Genomic DNA, 19,810 nt, shown 5'->3' on the forward strand with positions numbered 1-19,810 from the left:
AGGAAGGACGGCTTCGATTATGAGCTCGAGTTCTCGCTACGTCGCGGATTTCAACGTTGCCGGAATGCGTTACTGGGATGGTGCAAAGGTGATTTCCAAGCTTAAGCCGGGCAAGAAGCTGCGCCTCGTTGCGGAGCCGCACAATCCGGCGGATCCCAACGCCGTCGCCATCTATCGCAAGGACGTGAAGCTCGGCTACATTCCCCGCGATCAGAACGACCTTGCAGCCCAGTTGCTCCGCTTCGGCCACGACGACGTGCTTGAGTGCCGCATTCTTAAGGTTGACAAAAAGGCTGAAACCTGGAATCAGGTTCGCGTCGGGCTTTACATGACCGACAAGGTGAAAGGGGAATAGTGCAAGGCGAGGCGAGCTGTTCGGGAAAGGGCTTTTGGCGGTTTCCGAAGACCCTCGACGGCATGTCTCCTTCGGTTTTCTTGGGACGATAACTTGGATTGCACTGACGGCGCCCTATAATGTCCGCAGGAATATACGCGCAACCAAGGAGGTTCATCATGGAGAAGGAACTGTTCGATTACGTTGCCGAGCGCGCGGGCATCCTCGCCACTGCTGACACGAGCAAGCAGGACACCAAGGACGCGGCTGCTGCCTGGAAAGACGCTGTTGCCGCCGACAGCAGTGACGCCGCTGTTGAGGCTGCGACCACCAAGCTGCTCGACTTCCTTGAGGGGCGTCCCACCACGATCGATGGCGTTATCGCGTTCGCTCAGGGCCCGGCGAAGGAAATGATGGGCGAAGAGGCCGCCGCAAAAATGCTCGAAGCGCAGCTTGCGCGCAAGGAGGCGGGCGCCAAGTACTGCAATTGCCCCTCCTGTGCCGCCGCCTCTGAGCTGCTTGCGAAGTTCGGCCGCATCGAGCTGTAATACATCTCACGTCGCAAACTATGCATCGAGCGCGCGGGTCCTTCAAGGTCCGCGCGCTTTTGTTTTGGCGCACGATAGGAGGGGATTCGGCGGTTTCGCTCTCCCTTTGTCTTCCCGCAAATGCAAAACAGGCCGCGTGTGCGGGACACGCGGCCTGTCGAGTGTGCCTCGCGGATAGCTGCGAGGCGGCTTGCTTAAAGGCGAAGTTTAAGCCTGGGTAACGCGATGAAGCGCTACACTTCCAGATTCTTGAAAGCCTCGGGGACTTCCTTGTAGCCCTTTGATTTCACGGCACCGATGATAAGGCCGATGACGAGCCATGCGACGCCCACAATGTAGGTCGGCACGTCGAAGCCGGTGAACACGTACAGCAGGATGAGTACGCCGAGGACCGGGCAGATCAGGTACTTCACGATGTCGCCGAAGCTGTTGCGCTTCTTCTCCTTGATGAAGAAGAAGACGAACACGGCGATGTTCAGCAGCACGAACGAGGACAGCGCGCCGAAGTTGACGAAGCGGGACAGCGTCGCCATGTCGAGGAACAGCGGCAGAATGAGCGAGACGCAGCCGATTGCGATAGCGGCGAACCAGGGCGTCTGGAACTTCGGGTGCACCTTGCCGAACGCGCGCGGGATCACGCCGTCGCGGCCCATGGAGTAAAGCAGGCGGGCGGACGCGGTCTGTGCGTTCATGATGTTCGCGATGCCCACGGCCACGATGTTCACGATGAGCAGCAGCTTGTAGAAGACGGGGCCGCCGCAGGCCAGAGCGGCGTCGAAGAAGCCCATTTCAGGGTCGATGTTCTGCCAATCGGGCTGGATGAGCGCGGCGATGTAGGTCTGCGCGACGAACACGACGACCATGATGCACAGAGCGATGATGATGCCCTTGCCGATGGTCTTTTCAGGCTTTTCGGTTTCCTCAGCGAGCGTGGACATACCGTCGAAGCCGAGGAACGACAGGCACGCGATGGAGCAAGCTGCCGCGATGAAGTGCACATCGACCTTGCCGGGCTGATAAATCGGGTCCATGGTGAACTCGCCGGAGCCGCCGCCACCTAAGATGAAGTTCGTGCCCAGGGCGATGAAAGCGATGACCGCGAGGATCTCGATTGCGAAGATGACCCAGTCGACGCCCTTCTGCATGGTGATGCCTCGGATGTTGACGATCGTGTTGAACGCCACGAACACGAGGACCCACAGATACCAGGGGCTTCCCGGGATGAGCGCTACACCCCAGTTCGCCACCATAACCAGAAGAAGCGAGGGGACGAAGATGTAGTCCAAAAGGATAAGCCAGCCAGCGACGAAACCGACATGCGGATTGATGCCGCGCTGCACGTAGGAGTACACCGAACCCGCGATGGGGAAGCGCTTCGACATGTGCATATAGCCCATTGCGGTGAAGCTGATGGCGATGAAGCCGATGATGTACACCAGCGGGGTCATACCGCCGGATTCCTGCTGAATCTCACCGTAAATCGACTGCGGCGCGATGATAACCATGAACAACACGCCGTAGAGAATGACGTCCTTCAGCGTGAGGCCGCGGCGCAGCTCCTGCTTGTAGCCGAAGGCCTCGATTCCTCCGCTTTCTGCGGAGACTTTCTGCTCTGCCATTTCCCTTCCTTTCATTATCTCGATAGGAAAAAGCATTACGCAGAGCCAGAAGCGCTATCCGGCTCTGAGTAATAGGGTGAACTTTAGCACGATAAAGCACTGTATCGTTCATTAAATAGTGAAATGGTTGCCGATTCGAACGGAACGGCAACCATTTCTTGGTGAGTGGTTAGTTTTTTGCGCCCTCGGCCTTCCCCAGCGTGCGCTGCGGAAGCGCGAAACCTTACGGCTGGGGAATCAGCACGGGGAACTGCGTCAGCTTCGGGGTACCGATGCGCAGCGACACGTCGACTTCGCACGGCTCGCAGCCTTGGTTCACTTCGACGTCGCTTTGCACCGACATGTACATGTAGGTTTCAACGGCATCCCAGCCGGTGACGCGCATCAGCAGGCGCTGCAGCTCCTTCGATCCGTTCATGAGAGCCTGCTCGTAATGCTCGCCGCAGCTGTTCACGTACCACTTGCCGCCCTCGCCGAAGGTTTCGAGCACTGGCCAGTTCAGCTCGAAGTCCTTCACCAGCTGCACGCGGCAGGTGATTTCCGCCGGGATTTCGATGCCGGTGCCGCACAGCTCGGCGTCGCCCATCGTGGCGTGCACGTCGCCCATCTGCAGCAGCGCGCCGGGGACGCGGACGGGGAAGTACAGGCGCGTGCCCTTGGTGATCTTCTTGTTGTCCATGTTGCCGCCGTGGCTGCCGACGAAGCCGTCGATGACGTCGGGGCCGGAAGGCGCGGTGCCGATGACGCCGATCATCGGATCGATGGGGAAGCTGACATCGTTGAACGTGGCCATGCCGTCTTTGATGGGAATCTTTTTGGTGCGATAGCCCGTCGTCTCGAAGAGCGGGCCGCAGTGGTCGTCGGTGGCGATGGTTCCCTCATCGGTGACTTCCACGTCGAAGATGTCGACGACGAGCACGTCGCCGGGCTCCGCACCTTCGATGTAGACGGGGCCGGCGGCGGGATTTGCGAAGCCGTAGGAGTAATCCAGGTCGGCCATCGTCGTCTGCTCGTCGGGGATGCGGTTGCTGAAGCAATCGAGCGTCTTAAACAGCAGCACTTCGCCCGGCTTGGCGGTGGCGCATGGCTTGTTGTCCTTCGAGAACACGGTGACCTGGTCGGTGATAACCTGCATGATGCTCATCCTTTCGTTGGCTGCATGGCATCGTGAGGTTGTGCCGCGGGGCTGCCGTGGGGCTTTCCGCTTGCGACGCCGATGCCGATGAGGCGATTCTACACCTTATCGGCATCGCGGCGCGTATCGCCTCGGCGTGGGACAGGGTCGGGCGGAGTTGGGGGCCGTCTCGCGCGCAACCCTGTGACGCAAAACGCCCGGGGCGTGTCGGGTTCAACCGACCTGCGCCTCGGGCGTTCGCGTTGATTCTCGAAAAGTCGTTCGCGGAGGTTTGGGGACACGCGGCGGAAGCAGCTTACGGGCGCTGGCCCATGCCGCCTTCGAGCGTGATGGTCTCGCCGCTCATGAACTTGAAGTCGGGGCCGCAGAGTTGAACGACCGCACGCCCGATCTCGGTCTCGACGTTGCCGTAGTGGCCCATCGGCGGCATGTGGACGTTGGCCTCGTATGCCTCGGGGTACTGCTCCTTGAAGTTCTCCAAGGCGGCGGTCCATGCAAGCGGGCACACGATGTTCACGTTGATGCCGTCCGGACCCCACTCGGTTGCCGCGACGCGCGTCAGGCCGCGGATTCCCTCTTTGGCGGCTGCGTAGGCGCACTGCCCATAGTTGCCGAACAGGCCGGCGCCGCTCGCGAAGTTTACGACGGAACCCTTCGTCTCCTTAAGATGCGGGTAGCAGGCCTGCATGTAGTAGAAGGCTGCGTAGAGGCCGGAGTAGATGGCGAGATCGAACTGCTCGGGGGTGTGGTCGGCGAGCGTAACGCCCGACGCGGACGCCTGCGCGTTGTTCACGAGGAAATCGATGCGCCCGAACTTGGCCATCGCCTCGTCGACGACGCCCTGCGCAACCGCCTTGTTGTCGGCGGACGCGTTGATGTCTGCCTGCGCGGTCAGCACTTCGATGCCGTAAGCGCTCTCGAGCTTCTCCTTCGCGGCGTTGAGTTTCTTCTCGTTGCGGCCGGTGATGACAAGGTTCGCGCCTTCCTTGGCGAACGCCGTGGCGATGCCGTAGCCGATCGATCCGGCGGAGCCGTCCTTCAGTGCCGCGAAGCCGGCACCCGTGACGATGGCGGTCTTTCCACTGTAGAAGCCCATGGGTCCTCCTTATTGATGGGGATTCCCCCTGCGATTGGGGTATGGGCCGATTCTAGCCATATGTGGCTTGCGAGGTAGCAATCAATTTCTGCGAGCTTGCCCAGCGGTAGATTCTGCCCGTCCTGCGCGATGGACGGGAGAAGAGGAAGGCGGGGGGAACAAGGTGCGGCGGCGTCCCTCAAGCAGCGACAATCCTGCATCAAGAATAACGAGGAAGCGAAGCAGATAAAGCGCGCTCACGCGGCAGGAAAAGAAAGGGGAAGGAGAGATGTCGCAACGAGTGATAACGGTGCGCTTGCAAACCCCTATGCCGCTGATGGCCGCAGATTCCCGCTTCGGCGATTGGGGTTTGCGGGCTTTCATAGCGTAATGGTAGGGTGAGGAAACCGTGATGACGACGCATGCCATACACGTGTCACATTCTATCACATTTCATCACTTAAACGATGAGGGGGGTCATATGGCAAGACTATCGGTCGCGCCGCGCGCCAAGGACGACGCCAAGTTCGCAACGTTTTTGGACGAGTATGAGCGCAGGGTGGAGGCTACGCCGCCTGGTATGTGCGCCGTTGCGATGCAGCTCGACCTGCTGCGTGCGGGCGGATGCCAAACGTGCGGCAAGTGCGTGCCGTGCCGCGAGGGCATAGCCCATATCGAGACGCTGCTCGAAGAGGTGCTCGCGTTCGACGCCGAGCCCGATGCGATCGACGAGATCCGCGCCCAGGCCGTAGTCGTGCGCGACACCGCCGACTGCGCCATCGGCTGGCATGCAGCCGAAGTGCTCCTTGCGGGCCTCGATACGTTTAAGGAAGAGTTCGAAAGCCACGTCAAGCAGGGAAAATGTCGCGAAGGCGTCGCACAGACGGTGCCGTGCGAAACGCTGTGCCCGGCACACGTGAACGTGCCGGCCTACATCGCGCTTGCGGGCTCAGGCGATTACGCCGGGGCGATCGGCATGATTCGCAAGGACAACCCGTTCCCCACGGCGTGCGCGTTCGTGTGCGAGCATCCGTGCGAGAATCGCTGCCGCCGCACGCTCATCGATGCGCCGATCAACATCCGGGGCATCAAGAAGTTCGCGGTCGACCAGCTCGCCGCCGATCAGGTGCCGACTCCCGCCCCCGCCGCGCCCACGGGCAAGAAAGTCGCCATCGTGGGTGGCGGCCCCTCTGGCCTGACCTGCGCATACTTCTGCGCCCTTATGGGACATGAGGTGCATGTGCTCGAGATGCGCAAGCAGCTCGGCGGCATGATGCGCTATGGCATCCCGGCGTACCGCTTCCCGCGCGAGCGCCTCGACGAGGACATCAGCGCCATCGTGTCGGCGGGCAACGTCACTGTGCACACGGAGGTGCGCATCGATGCTGAGGGCATGCGCCGTCTTTCGGAAGAGTACGACGCGGTGTATGTGGCCATCGGCGCGCAGGGCGGCAAGACCTTAAAGCTCGATGGGGCCGACGCCGAGGGCGTCATGAGCGCCGTCGACCTGCTCACCAAGATCGGCGATGGCGACTATCCCGACTTCACGGGCAAGAACGTGGTGGTCGTCGGTGGCGGCAACGTCGCCATGGACTGCGCGCGCACGAGCGTGCGTGCCGGCGCCGCGAGCGTGACGGTCGCCTATCGTCGCCGCCTCGAGGACATGACGGCGCTGCGCGCGGAAATCGACTCCGCTATGCAGGAAGGCGTCGAAATGATGACCCTGCAGGCACCCGACCATATCGAGGTCGAAGACGGGCGCGCGGTGGCGCTGCACACCCAGCCGCAGTTCATCGGCCCCGTGAAGCGCGGCCGCCCAGCTCCGCAGAAGGCGGACAAGCCGCTTGTTCGCATGCCCGCCGACGTGGTGCTCATCGCCGTTGGACAAGACATCGAGAGCGCGCCGTTTGAAGAGGCGGGCATGCAAGCCGACCGCACCTACTTCGAGGCGGACGACGGCTTGAAATCGGTGGGTTCGCTCGACAACGTGTTTGTGGGCGGCGACTGCCAGGTGGGCCCGAAGACCGTGATCATCGCCATCGGCGCCGGCAAAGTCGCCGCGCGCAATATCGACGACTACCTGGGATTCAACCACGAGCTTGATTGCGGCGTCGAGGTTCCTCCTGCGGCTGCGAACTGGCGTCAGCCCTGCGGCCGCGTGAACATCGTGGAGCGCCCCGCGCGCGAGCGCAAGGGGGACTTCGATGCGGTCGAGGTGGAGATGTCGGCCGAAGAGGCGTTCCAGGAAGCGCGTCGCTGCCTGCGCTGCGATCATTTCGGCTGCGGTGTTCTTGACGAGGGAAGGGTCCAATATGTGTAAGGTTACCATCGACGGTGTGGCCGTAGAGGTCCTCGAGGGCTCCACCATCTTGGATGCCGCGAAGCTCGCCGGCGTCGACATCCCGACGCTGTGTTACATGGCGAAGATTAACGAGATCGGCTCGTGCCGCGTGTGCGTGGTCGAGGTCGAAGGGCAGGACGGCCTGGCCGCCGCCTGCAACACCCCCGTGTTCGACGGTATGGCCGTGCGCACGGCGACCCCGCGCGCCATCTCCGTCCGTCGCCAGAACGTGAAGACCATTCTCGCAGGTCATCGTAGCGAATGCACCACGTGCAAGCGCAGCGGTACCTGCGCGCTGCAAAATCTCGCGAACTCGCTCGGCGTGGCGGACTTGGAGCGCGACCCCGTGTTCGCCTTCGAAGCGTGGGATGGGGAATTCCCCTTGCAGCGCGACGCCACCAAATGCATCCGCTGCATGCGCTGCGTTGCCGAGTGCGCCAAGGTGCAGCACTGCTCGGTGTGGGAGATGTCCGGCCCCGCGGCAAATCGGGGCGTGCGGGTCGCTGGCGGTGCGCACATCGCCGATGCAGGCTGTGCTCTCTGCGGCCAGTGCATTACCCATTGCCCGACGGGCGCCCTTACTGCGCGCGACGACACTGACAACGTGCTCGCGGCGCTTGCAGACCCCCAGACGATAACGGTGGTCCAGGTCGCGCCCGCCATCCGCTCGGCGTGGGGCGAGGGCGTGGGCCTTGCCCGCGAGCAGGCCACGCAGGGCCGCATGGTGTCGGCATTGCGCGCGCTCGGCTTCGACTACGTCTACGACACCGACTTCGCCGCCGACCTCACCATTATGGAGGAAGCGAACGAGTTCATCGAATGGGTCAAGGAAAGCAAGCCGCGGCCCATGTTCACGAGCTGCTGCCCGGGCTGGGTGCGCTTCGCCAAGCTGCACTACCCGCAGTTTGTCGCGCAGCTTTCCTCGAGCAAGTCCCCGCACCAGATGCTGGGCGCCACGGCGAAGGCGCTTCTGTCCGAACAAGCTGCCGAGCGGGGAAAACGCATCTTCGTCGTCTCCGTTATGCCGTGCGTCGCCAAGAAATACGAGGCGGGCGTCCCTCAGCTGTCCTCAGAGGCTGGCCAGGATGTCGACGCCGTGCTCACCACGCGCGAGTTCGATCGCATGCTGCGCATGTTCAGCGTGGACTGCGCCGCGCTGCCCGAGCAGAAGTTCGACGACCCGCTGGGAACCTCCACGGGCGCGGGAACCATCTTCGGGCGCACGGGCGGCGTGATGGAGGCGGCGCTTCGTTCGGCCGCGTTCTTCCTCACGGGCGAAAACCCCGACTTCAGCACGTGCGACACCACGGCGGCGACGCCCGATAAGCCCTGGGTCGACAAGACGCTTGAGATCGCGGGCCTGCAGCTTCGCATCGCCATCGCGAGCGGTCTGGAGAATACGGCGGCGCTGCTCGACGCGCTCGAATCGGGCGAGGCAAGCTACGACTTCGTCGAGATTATGGCCTGCCCGGGCGGCTGCGTGGGCGGCGGCGGCCAGCCGATCGCCTTCAACCAGGAGCTCGCGCGCGAGCGTGCTGCGGTGCTCAACTCGCTCGACGGGGCCGACGTGCTGCGCTACTCGCACGAGAACCCCGACATCGCGGCGCTCTACGAGAGACTCTACGGCCGCCCGCTTTCCGAGAAGGCCGAGAAGCTGCTCCACACCGATCAGCTGACGTGGGATATCTAGGTGCCCCACGACTTACATAGCAGTGAAGCCGATGAGGGGCTCGCGCTCCTCATCGACAAGCTGTGCCGCACCCGCTCGCTTTCGCTTGGCGAATACGAGCGGCTCATCGCGCAGCGCACGCCCGGCACGGCCCGTGAGCTTGCGAGTCGCGCCGATGCCGTGCGCAGGCGGGTATACGGCACGAAGGTGTTCACCCGCGGGCTCATCGAGGTGTCGAGCTTCTGCAAGAACGATTGCCTGTACTGCGGCATCCGCCGGTCGAACACCTCTGCACGCCGCTACCGCCTCTCCGCCGACGAGATCGTCGAATGTGCGGACACAGGCTACGAGCTGGGATTTCGCACGTTCGTTTTGCAGGGTGGGGAAGACCCCTTCTTCACCGATGACGTGCTGTGCGGCATTGTGGAGCGCATCCATGCGGCGCATCCCGACTGTGCGATCACGCTGTCGTTCGGCGAGCGAAGCCGCGAGAGCTACGAGCGTCTGCATGAGGCGGGCGCTGGGCGTTACCTGTTGCGTCACGAGACGGCAAGCCCCACGCTCTACAGGCGTTGGCATCCCGCCGAGATGTCGCTTGAGAACCGCATGCGCTGTCTGTCCGATTTGCGCGAGATCGGGTATGCGGTGGGTGCCGGCTTCATGGTGGGTGCGCCGTTCCAAACCGCGACCGATCTTGCGTGCGACCTGCAATTCATCGAGCGGTTCCAGCCCGAGATGTGCGGCATCGGCCCGTTCGTCCCGCACCACGCGACGCCGTTTTCCGCCTTTGCGCCGGGCACGGCGGAGCTCACGTGCTATCTGCTGTCGATCATCCGGCTCATCAAGCCGAATGTGCTGCTTCCCGCAACCACGGCGCTCGGCACGATCGTTCCCGATGGGCGCGAGCGGGGCATCCTCGCGGGCGCAAACGTGGTGATGCCGAACCTTTCGCCGGTTAATCGCCGCAAAGACTACGATTTGTACGATAACAAGATATGTACGGGTGAAGAGGCTGCGGAGTGCCGCGGCTGTTTGGGCGCGCGCATGCTGTCGATCGGCCACGAGCTCGTCGTCGACCGCGGTGACATGGCGCCCCTGCCCGAGATGCGATTGCCGTCGGGCGCTTGAAAGCACTGAAGAAAGAAGGACCCTATGGGGTATTCGTATAACCCGAAATCGCTCTGCGCCGATGAGTTCATCAACGACGAGGAGATCTTGGAGACGCTCGCCTTCGCCGACGCGCATAAGAACGACGTGCAGATGTGCTACGACATCCTGGAGAAGTGCAAGCCCCATTTGCACCCGGCAAACGAGCACGGAGCCATGATCACCCATCGCGAGGCGAGCGTGCTTCTGGCCTGCGAGGATGCGGGGGTGAACGAGGCCATCAAGCAGCTTGCGCACGACATCAAGCAGGCATATTACGGCAACCGTATCGTGCTTTTCGCGCCGCTGTATCTGTCGAACTACTGCGTGAACAGCTGCCTGTACTGCCCCTATCACGCCAAGAACCGCGAGATTCCGCGCCGCAAGCTCACGCAGGACGAGATTCGCGCCGAGGTTATCGCGCTGCAGGACATGGGCCACAAGCGCCTGGCCATCGAGGCGGGTGAGGACCCAAAGCACAACCCCATCGAGTACATCTTGGAGTCGATGGACACCATCTATTCCATCAAGCACAAAAATGGCGCCATCCGCCGCGTGAACGTGAACATCGCCGCCACGACGGTGGACGAGTACCGCATGCTCAAGAAGGCCGAGATCGGCACATATATCCTGTTCCAGGAAACGTACAACAAGGAAGGCTACAAGCGCCTGCACCCGACGGGGCCGAAAAGCGACTTCAACTGGCACACCGAGGCGATGGACCGCGCCATGGAGGGCGGCATCGACGACGTGGGCTTGGGCGTGCTGCTCGGGCTCGAGAGCTATCGCTACGAGTTCGCGGGCCTCATCATGCACGCGGAGCACCTGGAGGCCGTGCATGGCGTGGGCCCGCACACCATCAGCGTGCCGCGCGTGAAGCCCGCCATGGACATCGACCCCGACGTGTTCGACAACGGCATTCCCGACGAGATGTTCGAGAAGATCATCGCGCTCATCCGCATTACCGTGCCCTACACGGGCATGATCATCTCCACGCGCGAGAGCCAGGCGGTGCGGGAGCGCGCGCTGCGCTACGGCATCAGCCAGATTTCGGGTGGGAGCCGAACGAGCGTGGGCGGCTACACCGAGCAGGCGCGCCCGCACGACACCGAGCAGTTCGACGTGAGCGACCAGCGCACACTCGACGACGTGGTCTCGTGGCTGATTGATCAGGAGCATGTGCCCAGCTTCTGCACGGCGTGCTACCGCGCGGGGCGCACGGGCGATCGGTTCATGAGCTTCTGCAAAAACGGGCAGATTTTGAATTATTGTCACCCCAACGCGCTCGTCACGCTTGCGGAGTACCTGACCGATTACGCCAAGCCCGATACCTCCCAAAAGGGCTTTGCGCTCATCGAGCGCGAGTTGCAGAAGGTCGAGGACGAGAAACGGCGTCGCCAGTGTGCTGAGGCGATTTCGGCGGTCGTGCACAAGGGCGAGCGCGATTTGAGGTTTTAGCGAGGTTTTCGCGCGGTGCGGAAGGCGCGCTGCGACGGTAAGGCGAAAGGACGGCTTCGACATGGGTTTGAACGAGACGCCTTCAGGCGAGCGCGTGCGAATCGGTTTCTTCGGGGTGCGCAATGCGGGGAAGTCGAGCCTGGTGAACGCTGTGTGCGGGCAGCAAGTGGCGCTTGTGAGCGACGTCGCTGGCACCACGACTGACCCGGTGCGCAAGGCCATGGAGCTTCTGCCGCTCGGGCCGGTCGATATCGTAGACACTCCCGGCATCGATGACGTTGGGGAACTGGGCGCGCGCCGCGTCGAGCGCACGCGCGAGACCTTGCGCAGCTGCGATGTGGCGGTGCTCGTGACCGACGCCACGCGCGCGCCGGTCGCCGCCGAGCGCGAGCTTATCTCCCTGTTCGAGGAGCTCGGGCTGCCCTTTGTCGTGGTGCGCAACAAGGCCGACCTTCTGCCTGGGGAAGAGGCGGCTGCGGGTTCAGATGGCGCTATCGGGGGAGCCGCATCGGGCGCTGCCGCTCCCACCCCCCAGGTCGTCGCTGCCCCCGATGCTGCCCCCGCCCCTGTTTCCCCAGTTCGTGCAGAGGTGCTCGCAAGCGCGCGCACGGGTGCGGGCATAAACGAGTTGAAAGAGGCCCTCGCGCACGTGGGCGGCTCGGCAACGCGTGAGCGCCGCGTTGTGGCCGACCTGCTCTCGCCGGGCGACAAGGTGGTGCTCGTCGTGCCCATCGACTCATCGGCGCCGAAGGGCCGCATCATCTTGCCGCAGCAGCTCGTTCTGCGCGACGTCCTCGATGCCCACGCGAGCGCTCTCGTCTGCCAGCCCGAAGAGCTTGCCGATCTTATTGCGGCGGTTGGCGACATCCGCCTCGTGATCACCGACTCGCAAGTGTTCCAAAAGGTTGCGCGCATCGTTGCGGAAACGACGCCGCTCACGTCGTTTTCCCTTCTCATGGCGCGATATAAGGGCGATCTGCGCACGCTTGTGGAAGGCGCGGCGGTGCTCGGTGCTCTTACCGACGAGAGCCGCGTGCTCATCTCGGAGGGCTGCACGCACCATCGTCAGTGCGAGGACATCGGAACGGTGAAGATGCCCGCGTGGATTCGCGGCCATTGCGGCGCGAATCCGACGTTCGAGTTCACCCAGGGGCATGGGTTTCCCGATGACGTCAGCGGCTACGACGTGGTGGTGCATTGCGGCGGGTGCATGCTCAACGAGAAGGAGATGCACTGGCGACAGAGCGTGGCGGCGAAGAGCGGTACGCCCATGGTGAACTACGGCGCGGCAATCGCCTGCGTGCACGGCATCCTGGAGCGCAGCTTGCGGCCGCTTATGTGATGCGGGTCCGAATCAAGGGGCGGAATTTAAGACCCTACGTGGAAAAATCCCTGTTGCTTCTTCAAATGCGCGCCCTGCGGTGTTATTTTTTCACTTTACTGTCCTTTTAGAGAGGGATTCAGATGGTGGAGGAAAAACAGGAGGCGGCTTCAGAGGCTCGGGCTTCAGAAGCTTCGGGAGAGAAGCCCGCGGCCGCTTCTTCGGAGAAGACGTCTGGCAGCGCGAGGTCGCTCGGCGTTTTCTCGTTCGAGGGAGACATGCCCCTCGCTCAGGCGATACCCCTGGGATTGCAGCATGTTTTGGCCATGTTCGTGGGCAACCTGACGCCGCTTTTGATCGTGACGGGTGCGTGCGGCCTGGCGGGAGCCGAGTTCGCCGATGTCCAGCTGGCGCTGCTGCAGAACGCCATGTGGATCGCAGGCGTTGTGACCTTGGTCCAGCTTTTCGGCATCGGCCCTGTTGGCGGTAGGGTTCCTATCATCATGGGCACGTCTTCGGGTTTCATCGGCGTGTTCAATTCCGTAGCGGCGTCGATGGGCGGCGGCCTTGTTGCCTACGGCGCCATCATGGGCGCTTCGATCATCGGCGGCCTGTTCGAGGCTGTGCTCGGTTTCTTCCTGAAGCCGCTGCGCCGCTTCTTCCCGTCCATCGTTACGGGTACCGTCGTCCTTTCTATCGGCCTGAGCCTCATCAGCGTCGGCGTCAACGCGTTCGGCGGCGGCAATAGCGCGGCTGATTTCGGTTCCCCCGAGAACCTGTGCCTGGCGCTTATCGTCCTCGTCGTCATCTTGGCGGTGAAGCATGCGACGACGGGCTTCGTCAGCGCGTCTTCCATTCTGGTCGGTATCGTCGTCGGCTATGTCGTTGCGGGCATTATGGGGCTGGTCCTGCCTACCACAGGCATCAACTCCGAGGGTGTCGAGTACACCAAGGCATGGGTTTTGAACTGGGATAAGGTCGCTGCAGCGGCATGGTTTGCCATCCCGAACCCGCTGCCTGTGGCGCCGGTGTTCGACATGCGCGCCATTGCCCCCGTGCTCGTGATGTTCATCGTCACGGCGGTCGAGACCGTCGGCGACATCTCCGGCGTCACGCAGGGCGGCATGGATCGCGAGGCGACCGACAAGGAGCTTTCCGGCGGCGTGGTCTGCGACGGCGTGGGCTCGAGTTTTGCGGCTCTCTTCGGCGTTCTGCCGAACACGTCGTTCAGCCAGAACGTGGGCCTGGTCACGATGACCAAGATGGTGAACCGCAAGGCTCTGGCCTGCGGCGCCGTCTTCCTGATTTTGTGCGGTCTGTGCCCGAAGCTCGGCGCGGTGGTGTCCATTATGCCGCAGTCCGTCTTGGGCGGCGCGGCCGTTATCATGTTCGCGTCCATCGTGGTGAGCGGCATCCAGCTGATCACGCGCGATCCGCTGACGCCGCGCAACCTGAGCATCGTGTCGGTGGCGCTGGGCTTGGGCTACGGCATCGGCGCCAATCCCGCTATCCTGGCGGGCTCTCCCCAGATGGTAAGCCTCATCTTCGGCGGCTCCGGCATCGTTGCCGCTGCGGCGGTCGCCATCGTCTTGAACGTCGTTCTTCCCAAGGATAAGGCAATCGCTTCGAAAACGGACGCAAACGCATAGAGGTTAGCAGATAAAGCGTAAGCGCAGAAGGCGCCCCGTGGAACGACGATTCCGCGAGGCGCCTTCTTTCTGTTCGGCCCCTATTTGAGCCTGTTTTCGAGATGCGCTTGAAGGGTTTGCAGGTCATCGGGGGTGTCCACGTCGAAGAGCTCCCATTTGCTGGAAACCTCGATGGTGCGCACGCGCTCCTTGTGCGCCTTGGCGACCACGCCGCCGCCCTTGCCGGGCGGAAGCGATCGCAGCTCGTCGAACGACCATGAGGGAAAGAGCACGGGAGCGCCCGGCGTGCCCCGAAAGCTTGCCCGCCAGATGCAATCAGGGTGGCTCTCGGCGCCGCGAAGAAGCGCAGCGAGGCTGTTTGCGCTGACGAGCGGCTGATCACCTTGAACGAACGTGACCGTGTCGCAGTCCGCCATCTTTTCCATTCCCAAGCGCACGGTGTCGTTTCTTAGGGGCTCGTCGTGCAGGACGGCTTCGACCCCTCGCATATCGCACAGGCGCGCCACGTCCGAGTGCCGCGTGACCACGACGCGCCTGCTGTACAGCCCATCGGTTGCTCGCAGCACGTGCTGGATAAGCGGCATGCCGCCGAGCTCGGCTATAAGCTTGTTCGCTCCGAAGCGGGTGCTCGTGCCCGATGCCATGATGATGCATCCGTGCTTTGTCTGCGATCCTCGGGCGGGGTGGGTCATGATGGGGCGCCTCTGCAAATTCGATGGTTGGTCAGGTGTGTTTTCGGGGATGCCCCCTGCGCCACAGTATAATAGCGAAGACTATGTAAACCTCAAATAATGGGGCGAGTGACATTATTACCTTCCAAAAATACGTGCGCCCGCAAAGCCTGGAAGAGGCGTGGGAACTCAATCAGAAGAAGCGCAACCGCGTGGTCGGGGGCATGATGTGGCTGAAGATGGGCACCCATTCCTTCGGCACTGCCATCGATCTTTGCGATTTGGGTTTGGATGCGATCGAGGAGACCGAAGGCGAGTTTCGCATCGGCGCTATGGCGACCCTGCGCCAGATGGAGAAGCATCCTGGCCTGGACGTTTACTCCTGCGGCGCGGTGAAGGCCGCGCTGCGCGACATCGTGGGCGTGCAATTCCGCAACGGCGCCACGCTGGGCGGAAGCCTGTGGCGCCGCATGGGCTTTTCTGACGTCGTTGCGATATTCCTTGCCATGGACAGCTCCGTTGAGCTTTTCAAGGGCGGCGTCGTGCCCTTGGAGGAGTTTGTGCGTATGCCCTACGACAACGACATCCTCGTGCGCTTGATCGTCAAGAAACGTCCGGGCGCCTTCGCCTACCAGGCGGTGCGCAAGCAGCGAACCGACCTGCCCACGCTCAATTGCGCAGCGGCCAAGGTGGGGGAGGAGTACCGCGTCGTCGTGGGTTCCCGCCCGGCGCGAGCGATGCTTCTTCGCGATGAGCGGGGCATTCTCGCTGGCGGCATTACCGAGGAAAGCGCTGCGGCGTTCGCCGACTACGCGGCGGGTGCCGTTCCTGTTTCCGGGAACATGTGGGGCTCGGCGGAGTATCGCCGCGCGCTGGTACCCGTGCTTGTGCGTCGCACCCTGCTGGCATTGGGGGAGGTGCGGTAATGGAGATTGCGATCAAGCTGAACGGCAAGGCGGTATCCGACAACGTCTCGGCCGATATGCTGCTCATCGATTTCGTTCGCGCCCATGGCTGCTTAAGCGTGAAGCGCGGCTGCGAGACGTCTGCCTGCGGTCTGTGCACGGTGCTTCTCGACGGTGAGCCGGTGCTGTCTTGCTCCACGTTGGTTGCCCGCGCCGATGGGCATAGCGTGCAGACCCTCGAGGGACTGCAGGATGAAGCGTCCGAGTTCGTGGGTTTCATCGCCGATCAGGGCGCTGAGCAGTGCGGTTTCTGCAACCCGGGCTTCGTGATGAACACGATCGCGCTTTTGCGCGAGAACCCCGACCCTACCGATGAGGAGATTCTTTCGTACCTTTCCGGTAACCTGTGCCGCTGCTCGGGGTATGTGGGCCAGTTGCGCGGCATTCGCAACTTCCTCACCAGCAGAAACGAGGAAGGGAGCTCACGTGAATAGACCCGACTACCAATCGGTCGGCAAGTCCGTCCGCAAGAAGGACTCGCTGCAGCTCCTTTTGGGCAAGCCCGTGTTTACCGAGGACATCGCGCCCGACGCGCTTGTGGTGAAGCTTTTGAGAAGCCCTCATGCCAACGCCATCGTGGAGGATATCGACACGTCGAAGGCGAAGAAGATTGCCGGCGTGGTTGACGTGTTCACCTGGGAAGACGTGCCGGGGGAGCGCTTCAGCAACGCGGGGCAGACCTATCCTGAGACAAGCCCCTACGACCGCCTGATCATCGATCGTCATGTGCGCTATGTGGGCGATGTGGTGGCTATCGTGGCGGCCGAGAGCGAGAAGGCGGCCGAGGCAGCCCTTTCGCGCATCAAGGTGACCTACGACGTGCTCGATCCCGTGCTGGATTTCCGCGCCGCTAAGGACAATCCCACCCTCGTGCACCCCGAGGACAACTGGCATATGCTGTGCGACTTGGGCGGAGACAACAAACGAAACCTCGTGGGCACGACCGCTGACGCCGACGGTGATGTGGAGGCGGTGTTCGCCGACTGCGACATCGTTTTGGAGCGCACCTACCACACGAAGGCCTTCAACCAGGCCATGATGGAGACCTTCCGCACGTATACCGAGCTGGACCGTTACGGGCGCCTGCATGTGATCTCGTCCACGCAGATCGTGTTCCACGTCCGCCGCATCTTGTCCCATGCGCTGGGCATCCCGAAAAGCCGCATTCGCGTGGAGAAGCCGCGCATCGGCGGCGGTTTCGGCGCGAAGCAGACCGCGGTATGTGAGGTGTATCCCGCGTTCGTCACGATGAAGACGGGCCGCCCCGCGATGTGCGTGTTCACGCGAAAAGAGGCCCAGACCTGCGGCTCTCCGCGTCACGAGATGGAAATCAAGGTTCGCCTCGGCGCGAACGACGATGGGCGCATCCGTGCGCTCGACGTGACGACGCTGTCGAACTCGGGCGCATATGGCGAGCACGGCTGGGCGACGGTGGGTCTCACCGGGCACAAGTCCATCCCCCTGTACACGGGTTCCCTCGAAGCGTTCAAGTTCACGGCCGACGTGGTGTACACGAACATGCAGCCTTCGGGCGCGTACCGAGGCTTCGGGGCGACGCAGGGCCAGTTCGCCGTGGAAACGACGGTGAACGAGCTCGCCGAGACGCTGCGCCGCGACCCGATCGGGCTGCGCGAGCAGAACATGCTGCGCGAGGGAATGACCATGCCCGCCTACTTCAACGAGGTGGCCAACGCATGTGCGCTCGATCGCTGCCTGGACCGTTGCCGCCAGATGTTCGACTGGGAAGCGAAATACCCCGTGCGCGACATGGGCAACGGCAAGGTTCGCGCTGCGGGCGTGGGCATGTCCATGCAGGGCTCGGGCATCGCCGGTATTGACTCGGGGTCGGTCACCGTCAGGCTGAACGACGATGGGACCTATATGCTGGTCATCGGCGCGGCCGACATGGGAACGGGCTGCGACACCATTCTGGCCCAGATGGTCGCCGAGCATATGGAATGCTCGGTGGACGATGTTTCGGTGTTCGGCGCCGACACGGATGCCTCGCCCTACGACTCCGGCTCCTACGCGTCTTCGACGACGTATGTCACCGGCATGGCCGTCGAGAAGGCGTGCGTGCAGCTGAAGGAGCGCTTCTGCGCCATTGCGGCGGAGGTCCTTGGGTGCGCGGCGGACGAGCTTGCCTTCGAAGGCGGCTGCGTGGTTCGTGAAAGCACGGGCGAGACGGTTTCCCTTCCCGCTATCGCCGAGAAAAGCCAATGCAACAGCTGTCAGCTGGCGGAGGCCACCGCGATGCATTCCTCCCCGGTGTCCCCGCCGCCGTTCATGGTGGGCATGGCTGAAATCGAGCTCGATCGCGAGACCGGCACAGTCGAGGTGCTCAACTTCGCCGCCGTGGTCGACTGCGGCATTCCCATCAACCCGGCGCTCGCGCGCATCCAGGTCGAGGGCGGTATCGTGCAGGGCATCGGGCACACGCTCATGGAGGACGTCACCCGCACGTCCAAGGGCGCCATCCGCGAGTCGAGCCTGTTCACCTACCGTTTGCCCACGCGCCTCGACGTGGGGCAGATCGACGTGGGGTTCGAACACTCCTATGAGCCCACGGGCCCCTTCGGCGCGAAATCCATCGGAGAGATCGTCATCAACACGCCGGCTCCCGCGATAGCGCATGCGATCTACCGGGCGACGGGCGTGTGGCATCGCGAGCTTCCCATTCTGCCGGAGCATATCCTGCTCGCGAAACCGGAGGCGAGCTAGCGCGACGGGGTTGAGGAGCAGGGGCCGGGGCGCCGGGTAGGCTCCCAACCCGCCCCTCCTGAGACAGGGGTCGGGTGATTTGTCTCGCTTTCGCGTTACTCGTCCGACCACGCCTCGGCTGATTCCCGTTAGGCAGTGAGCCGAACCGCCCGACACCCGCCTCGCCCCGTCCCACCTGACAGGAAAAGCCTTGCTGTTTCGCTTTCGCTTGCGCTAGGAGCGGAGCGTGATGGCGTCACCGGGGGCGATGCCTGCGGCTTGCGGGCTTAAGATCACTATGGCGTGCATCCCCTCGAGGATTCCCGCTCTATCGGATTCGAGGTCGCCGCCGTCGATGTTGCTTTCCTTGGGATATTTGCCCGAGGCGGAGGCGTATGCCGGATACAGCCAAAGGCTCAGGTGGAGGCGCGATTCCCTAGCGGTGAGGATCGTCGCCGACAGCGTTTCGTTGCCATGGTGGATCTCGACCACGTCGCCCTTGCGGAAGGCGCCCAGGCGCACGATTCCTGCAAGCGCAATCGCGCCCTTGTAGCGCTTGATGTTCGGAAGGCCGACGCGTAAGGGCTTGAGCTTCGGCATGTTCATGACCTCGAGCACCTCGAAAGCGTTTTTGGCGCCGGCGAATTCCTGCCGCGTTTCTTCGCGGTACGAACCGATGCTTGCCAGTTCAGCCCGCACCTGGCTAGAAGTCAGCTTTGCGAGCGGGTCGAAGTTCAAATGCTCGGTGTAGCTGGTGGTGCTGTTGTCGATGATGCTGTACTCGTCTGTGTAGAAGAGCTCGTTTTTGATCGCGGTGAGAACGGGCCGCCCGCCGTCTTCCGACTTTACGCGAACGTAGCTATCGCCCTTTTTCTCGTAGAAGTACTTCTTATCCTTCTCGTAATACATTGGATATTTGATACGCAGCTTGGAGGCGCAGTCCTTGCAAAGCCAGCCGTCCACGAGCTTCGCTCCGCAGGTTTCGGTGATGGGGCTGAAGGCCGTGTTCTTCATGATGGCTCCGCAACCTGGGCAAATGAACTCTTTCGGACCTGTCCTATCCGCTTTCGCCATGACGGGCTCCTTTCGTTGGGGAACTGGGCCATGCTGGTAGCGCCACCGCCGTTAAGATAGAAACAGTATAACAGTACGCGAAGACCTTCCAGGAGGAGGTGCAGC

Annotated in this window: 16 protein-coding genes; 11 read left to right on the plus strand and 5 right to left on the minus strand. The window is 62.7% G+C overall.

The window, feature by feature from the left end; genetic code table 11:
• Window positions 1-19 precede the first annotated feature (19 nt).
• Entirely contained in the window at window positions 20-355 is a 336-nt protein-coding gene (locus ACMRQN_RS08400) for an HIRAN domain-containing protein (protein WP_418734606.1), read from the plus strand.
• Window positions 356-513: 158 nt separating this feature from the next.
• Complete coding sequence (locus ACMRQN_RS08405) at window positions 514-882, plus strand: 3-hydroxyisobutyrate dehydrogenase (RefSeq protein ID WP_297149599.1); 369 nt, start codon at window positions 514-516, stop codon at window positions 880-882.
• Between the two features lie 233 nt (window positions 883-1,115).
• On the opposite strand, the gene ACMRQN_RS08410 is transcribed toward ACMRQN_RS08405, so the two are convergent.
• The 3 genes from ACMRQN_RS08410 to ACMRQN_RS08420 form a co-directional block, all read right to left on the minus strand.
• The gene (locus ACMRQN_RS08410; protein WP_418734607.1) at window positions 1,116-2,501 is read right to left on the minus strand and encodes an APC family permease; all 1,386 of its coding nucleotides are present in this window, start codon (window positions 2,499-2,501) and stop codon (window positions 1,116-1,118) included.
• A 223-nt stretch (window positions 2,502-2,724) separates the two neighbouring features.
• Entirely contained in the window at window positions 2,725-3,636 is a 912-nt protein-coding gene (locus tag ACMRQN_RS08415; RefSeq protein WP_418734608.1) for an acetamidase/formamidase family protein, read from the minus strand.
• A 295-nt stretch (window positions 3,637-3,931) separates the two neighbouring features.
• Window positions 3,932-4,732, minus strand: coding sequence for an SDR family NAD(P)-dependent oxidoreductase (locus ACMRQN_RS08420; RefSeq protein ID WP_418734609.1), 801 nt, complete (start codon window positions 4,730-4,732; stop codon window positions 3,932-3,934).
• 460 nt (window positions 4,733-5,192) lie between these two features.
• Between ACMRQN_RS08420 and ifcE the strand changes: the two genes are divergently transcribed.
• The 6 genes from ifcE (at window position 5,193) to ACMRQN_RS08450 (ending at window position 14,295) form a co-directional block, all read left to right on the plus strand.
• The gene (ifcE, locus tag ACMRQN_RS08425) at window positions 5,193-7,031 is read left to right on the plus strand and encodes a putative FAD-dependent oxidoreductase IfcE (RefSeq protein ID WP_418734610.1); all 1,839 of its coding nucleotides are present in this window, start codon (window positions 5,193-5,195) and stop codon (window positions 7,029-7,031) included.
• Window positions 7,024-8,742: a [FeFe] hydrogenase, group A gene (locus ACMRQN_RS08430; RefSeq protein ID WP_418734611.1), complete on the plus strand. Its 1,719-nt coding sequence runs from the start codon at window positions 7,024-7,026 to the stop codon at window positions 8,740-8,742. Before ifcE ends, ACMRQN_RS08430 begins: the two co-directional genes overlap by 8 nt.
• Window positions 8,743-9,849, plus strand: coding sequence for a [FeFe] hydrogenase H-cluster radical SAM maturase HydE (gene hydE, locus ACMRQN_RS08435; protein ID WP_418734612.1), 1,107 nt, complete (start codon window positions 8,743-8,745; stop codon window positions 9,847-9,849).
• Between the two features lie 24 nt (window positions 9,850-9,873).
• A complete protein-coding gene (gene hydG / locus ACMRQN_RS08440) occupies window positions 9,874-11,325 on the plus strand; it encodes a [FeFe] hydrogenase H-cluster radical SAM maturase HydG (protein ID WP_418734613.1) in 1,452 nt (483 codons plus the stop codon).
• A gap of 61 nt (window positions 11,326-11,386) precedes the next feature.
• Window positions 11,387-12,667, plus strand: a complete 1,281-nt coding sequence (hydF, locus tag ACMRQN_RS08445) for a [FeFe] hydrogenase H-cluster maturation GTPase HydF (protein ID WP_418734614.1) — start codon at window positions 11,387-11,389, stop codon at window positions 12,665-12,667.
• Between the two features lie 122 nt (window positions 12,668-12,789).
• The gene (locus ACMRQN_RS08450; protein ID WP_418734615.1) at window positions 12,790-14,295 is read left to right on the plus strand and encodes a uracil-xanthine permease family protein; all 1,506 of its coding nucleotides are present in this window, start codon (window positions 12,790-12,792) and stop codon (window positions 14,293-14,295) included.
• Between the two features lie 80 nt (window positions 14,296-14,375).
• Here the strand turns inward: ACMRQN_RS08450 and ACMRQN_RS08455 are convergent, their stop codons facing one another.
• On the minus strand, window positions 14,376-14,987 hold the full coding sequence (locus ACMRQN_RS08455; protein ID WP_418734616.1) for a nucleotidyltransferase family protein: 612 nt from the start codon (window positions 14,985-14,987) through the stop codon (window positions 14,376-14,378).
• Between the two features lie 134 nt (window positions 14,988-15,121).
• Here ACMRQN_RS08455 and ACMRQN_RS08460 point away from each other — a divergent pair, with 134 nt between their 5' ends.
• The 3 genes from ACMRQN_RS08460 to ACMRQN_RS08470 are packed head-to-tail and all read left to right on the plus strand — an operon-like array spanning window position 15,122 to window position 18,652.
• Window positions 15,122-15,892 carry an FAD binding domain-containing protein gene (locus tag ACMRQN_RS08460; protein WP_418734617.1) on the plus strand — a complete coding sequence of 257 codons (771 nt, stop codon included), beginning with the start codon at window positions 15,122-15,124 and terminating at the stop codon, window positions 15,890-15,892.
• The gene (locus tag ACMRQN_RS08465) at window positions 15,892-16,365 is read left to right on the plus strand and encodes a (2Fe-2S)-binding protein (RefSeq protein ID WP_418734618.1); all 474 of its coding nucleotides are present in this window, start codon (window positions 15,892-15,894) and stop codon (window positions 16,363-16,365) included. The genes ACMRQN_RS08460 and ACMRQN_RS08465 overlap by 1 nt, the downstream gene beginning before the upstream one ends.
• On the plus strand, window positions 16,358-18,652 hold the full coding sequence (locus ACMRQN_RS08470; protein WP_418734619.1) for a xanthine dehydrogenase family protein molybdopterin-binding subunit: 2,295 nt from the start codon (window positions 16,358-16,360) through the stop codon (window positions 18,650-18,652). Before ACMRQN_RS08465 ends, ACMRQN_RS08470 begins: the two co-directional genes overlap by 8 nt.
• A gap of 213 nt (window positions 18,653-18,865) precedes the next feature.
• On the opposite strand, the gene ACMRQN_RS08475 is transcribed toward ACMRQN_RS08470, so the two are convergent.
• Window positions 18,866-19,705: a hypothetical protein gene (locus ACMRQN_RS08475; protein ID WP_418734620.1), complete on the minus strand. Its 840-nt coding sequence runs from the start codon at window positions 19,703-19,705 to the stop codon at window positions 18,866-18,868.
• Window positions 19,706-19,810 lie beyond the last annotated feature (105 nt).

The sequence above is a fragment of the Ellagibacter sp. genome (assembly GCF_048412355.1).
In the GTDB taxonomy this organism is placed as follows: Bacteria; Actinomycetota; Coriobacteriia; order Coriobacteriales; family Eggerthellaceae; genus Ellagibacter.

Excerpts from the sequence above, each read along its gene's own strand:
- ACMRQN_RS08430 (WP_418734611.1), top strand. The coding sequence starts at position 7,024 with ATGTGTAAGGTTACCATCGACGGTGTGGCCGTAGAGGTCCTCGAGGGC.
- ACMRQN_RS08465 (WP_418734618.1), top strand. The coding sequence starts at position 15,892 with ATGGAGATTGCGATCAAGCTGAACGGCAAGGCGGTATCCGACAACGTC.
- ACMRQN_RS08400 (WP_418734606.1), top strand. The coding sequence starts at position 20 with ATGAGCTCGAGTTCTCGCTACGTCGCGGATTTCAACGTTGCCGGAATG.
- ACMRQN_RS08455 (WP_418734616.1), bottom strand. The coding sequence starts at position 14,987 with ATGACCCACCCCGCCCGAGGATCGCAGACAAAGCACGGATGCATCATC.
- ACMRQN_RS08405 (WP_297149599.1), top strand. The coding sequence starts at position 514 with ATGGAGAAGGAACTGTTCGATTACGTTGCCGAGCGCGCGGGCATCCTC.
- ifcE (WP_418734610.1), top strand. The coding sequence starts at position 5,193 with ATGGCAAGACTATCGGTCGCGCCGCGCGCCAAGGACGACGCCAAGTTC.
- ACMRQN_RS08420 (WP_418734609.1), bottom strand. The coding sequence starts at position 4,732 with ATGGGCTTCTACAGTGGAAAGACCGCCATCGTCACGGGTGCCGGCTTC.
- ACMRQN_RS08475 (WP_418734620.1), bottom strand. The coding sequence starts at position 19,705 with ATGGCGAAAGCGGATAGGACAGGTCCGAAAGAGTTCATTTGCCCAGGT.
- hydG (WP_418734613.1), top strand. The coding sequence starts at position 9,874 with ATGGGGTATTCGTATAACCCGAAATCGCTCTGCGCCGATGAGTTCATC.
- ACMRQN_RS08415 (WP_418734608.1), bottom strand. The coding sequence starts at position 3,636 with ATGCAGGTTATCACCGACCAGGTCACCGTGTTCTCGAAGGACAACAAG.
- ACMRQN_RS08410 (WP_418734607.1), bottom strand. The coding sequence starts at position 2,501 with ATGGCAGAGCAGAAAGTCTCCGCAGAAAGCGGAGGAATCGAGGCCTTC.
- ACMRQN_RS08450 (WP_418734615.1), top strand. The coding sequence starts at position 12,790 with ATGGTGGAGGAAAAACAGGAGGCGGCTTCAGAGGCTCGGGCTTCAGAA.
- hydF (WP_418734614.1), top strand. The coding sequence starts at position 11,387 with ATGGGTTTGAACGAGACGCCTTCAGGCGAGCGCGTGCGAATCGGTTTC.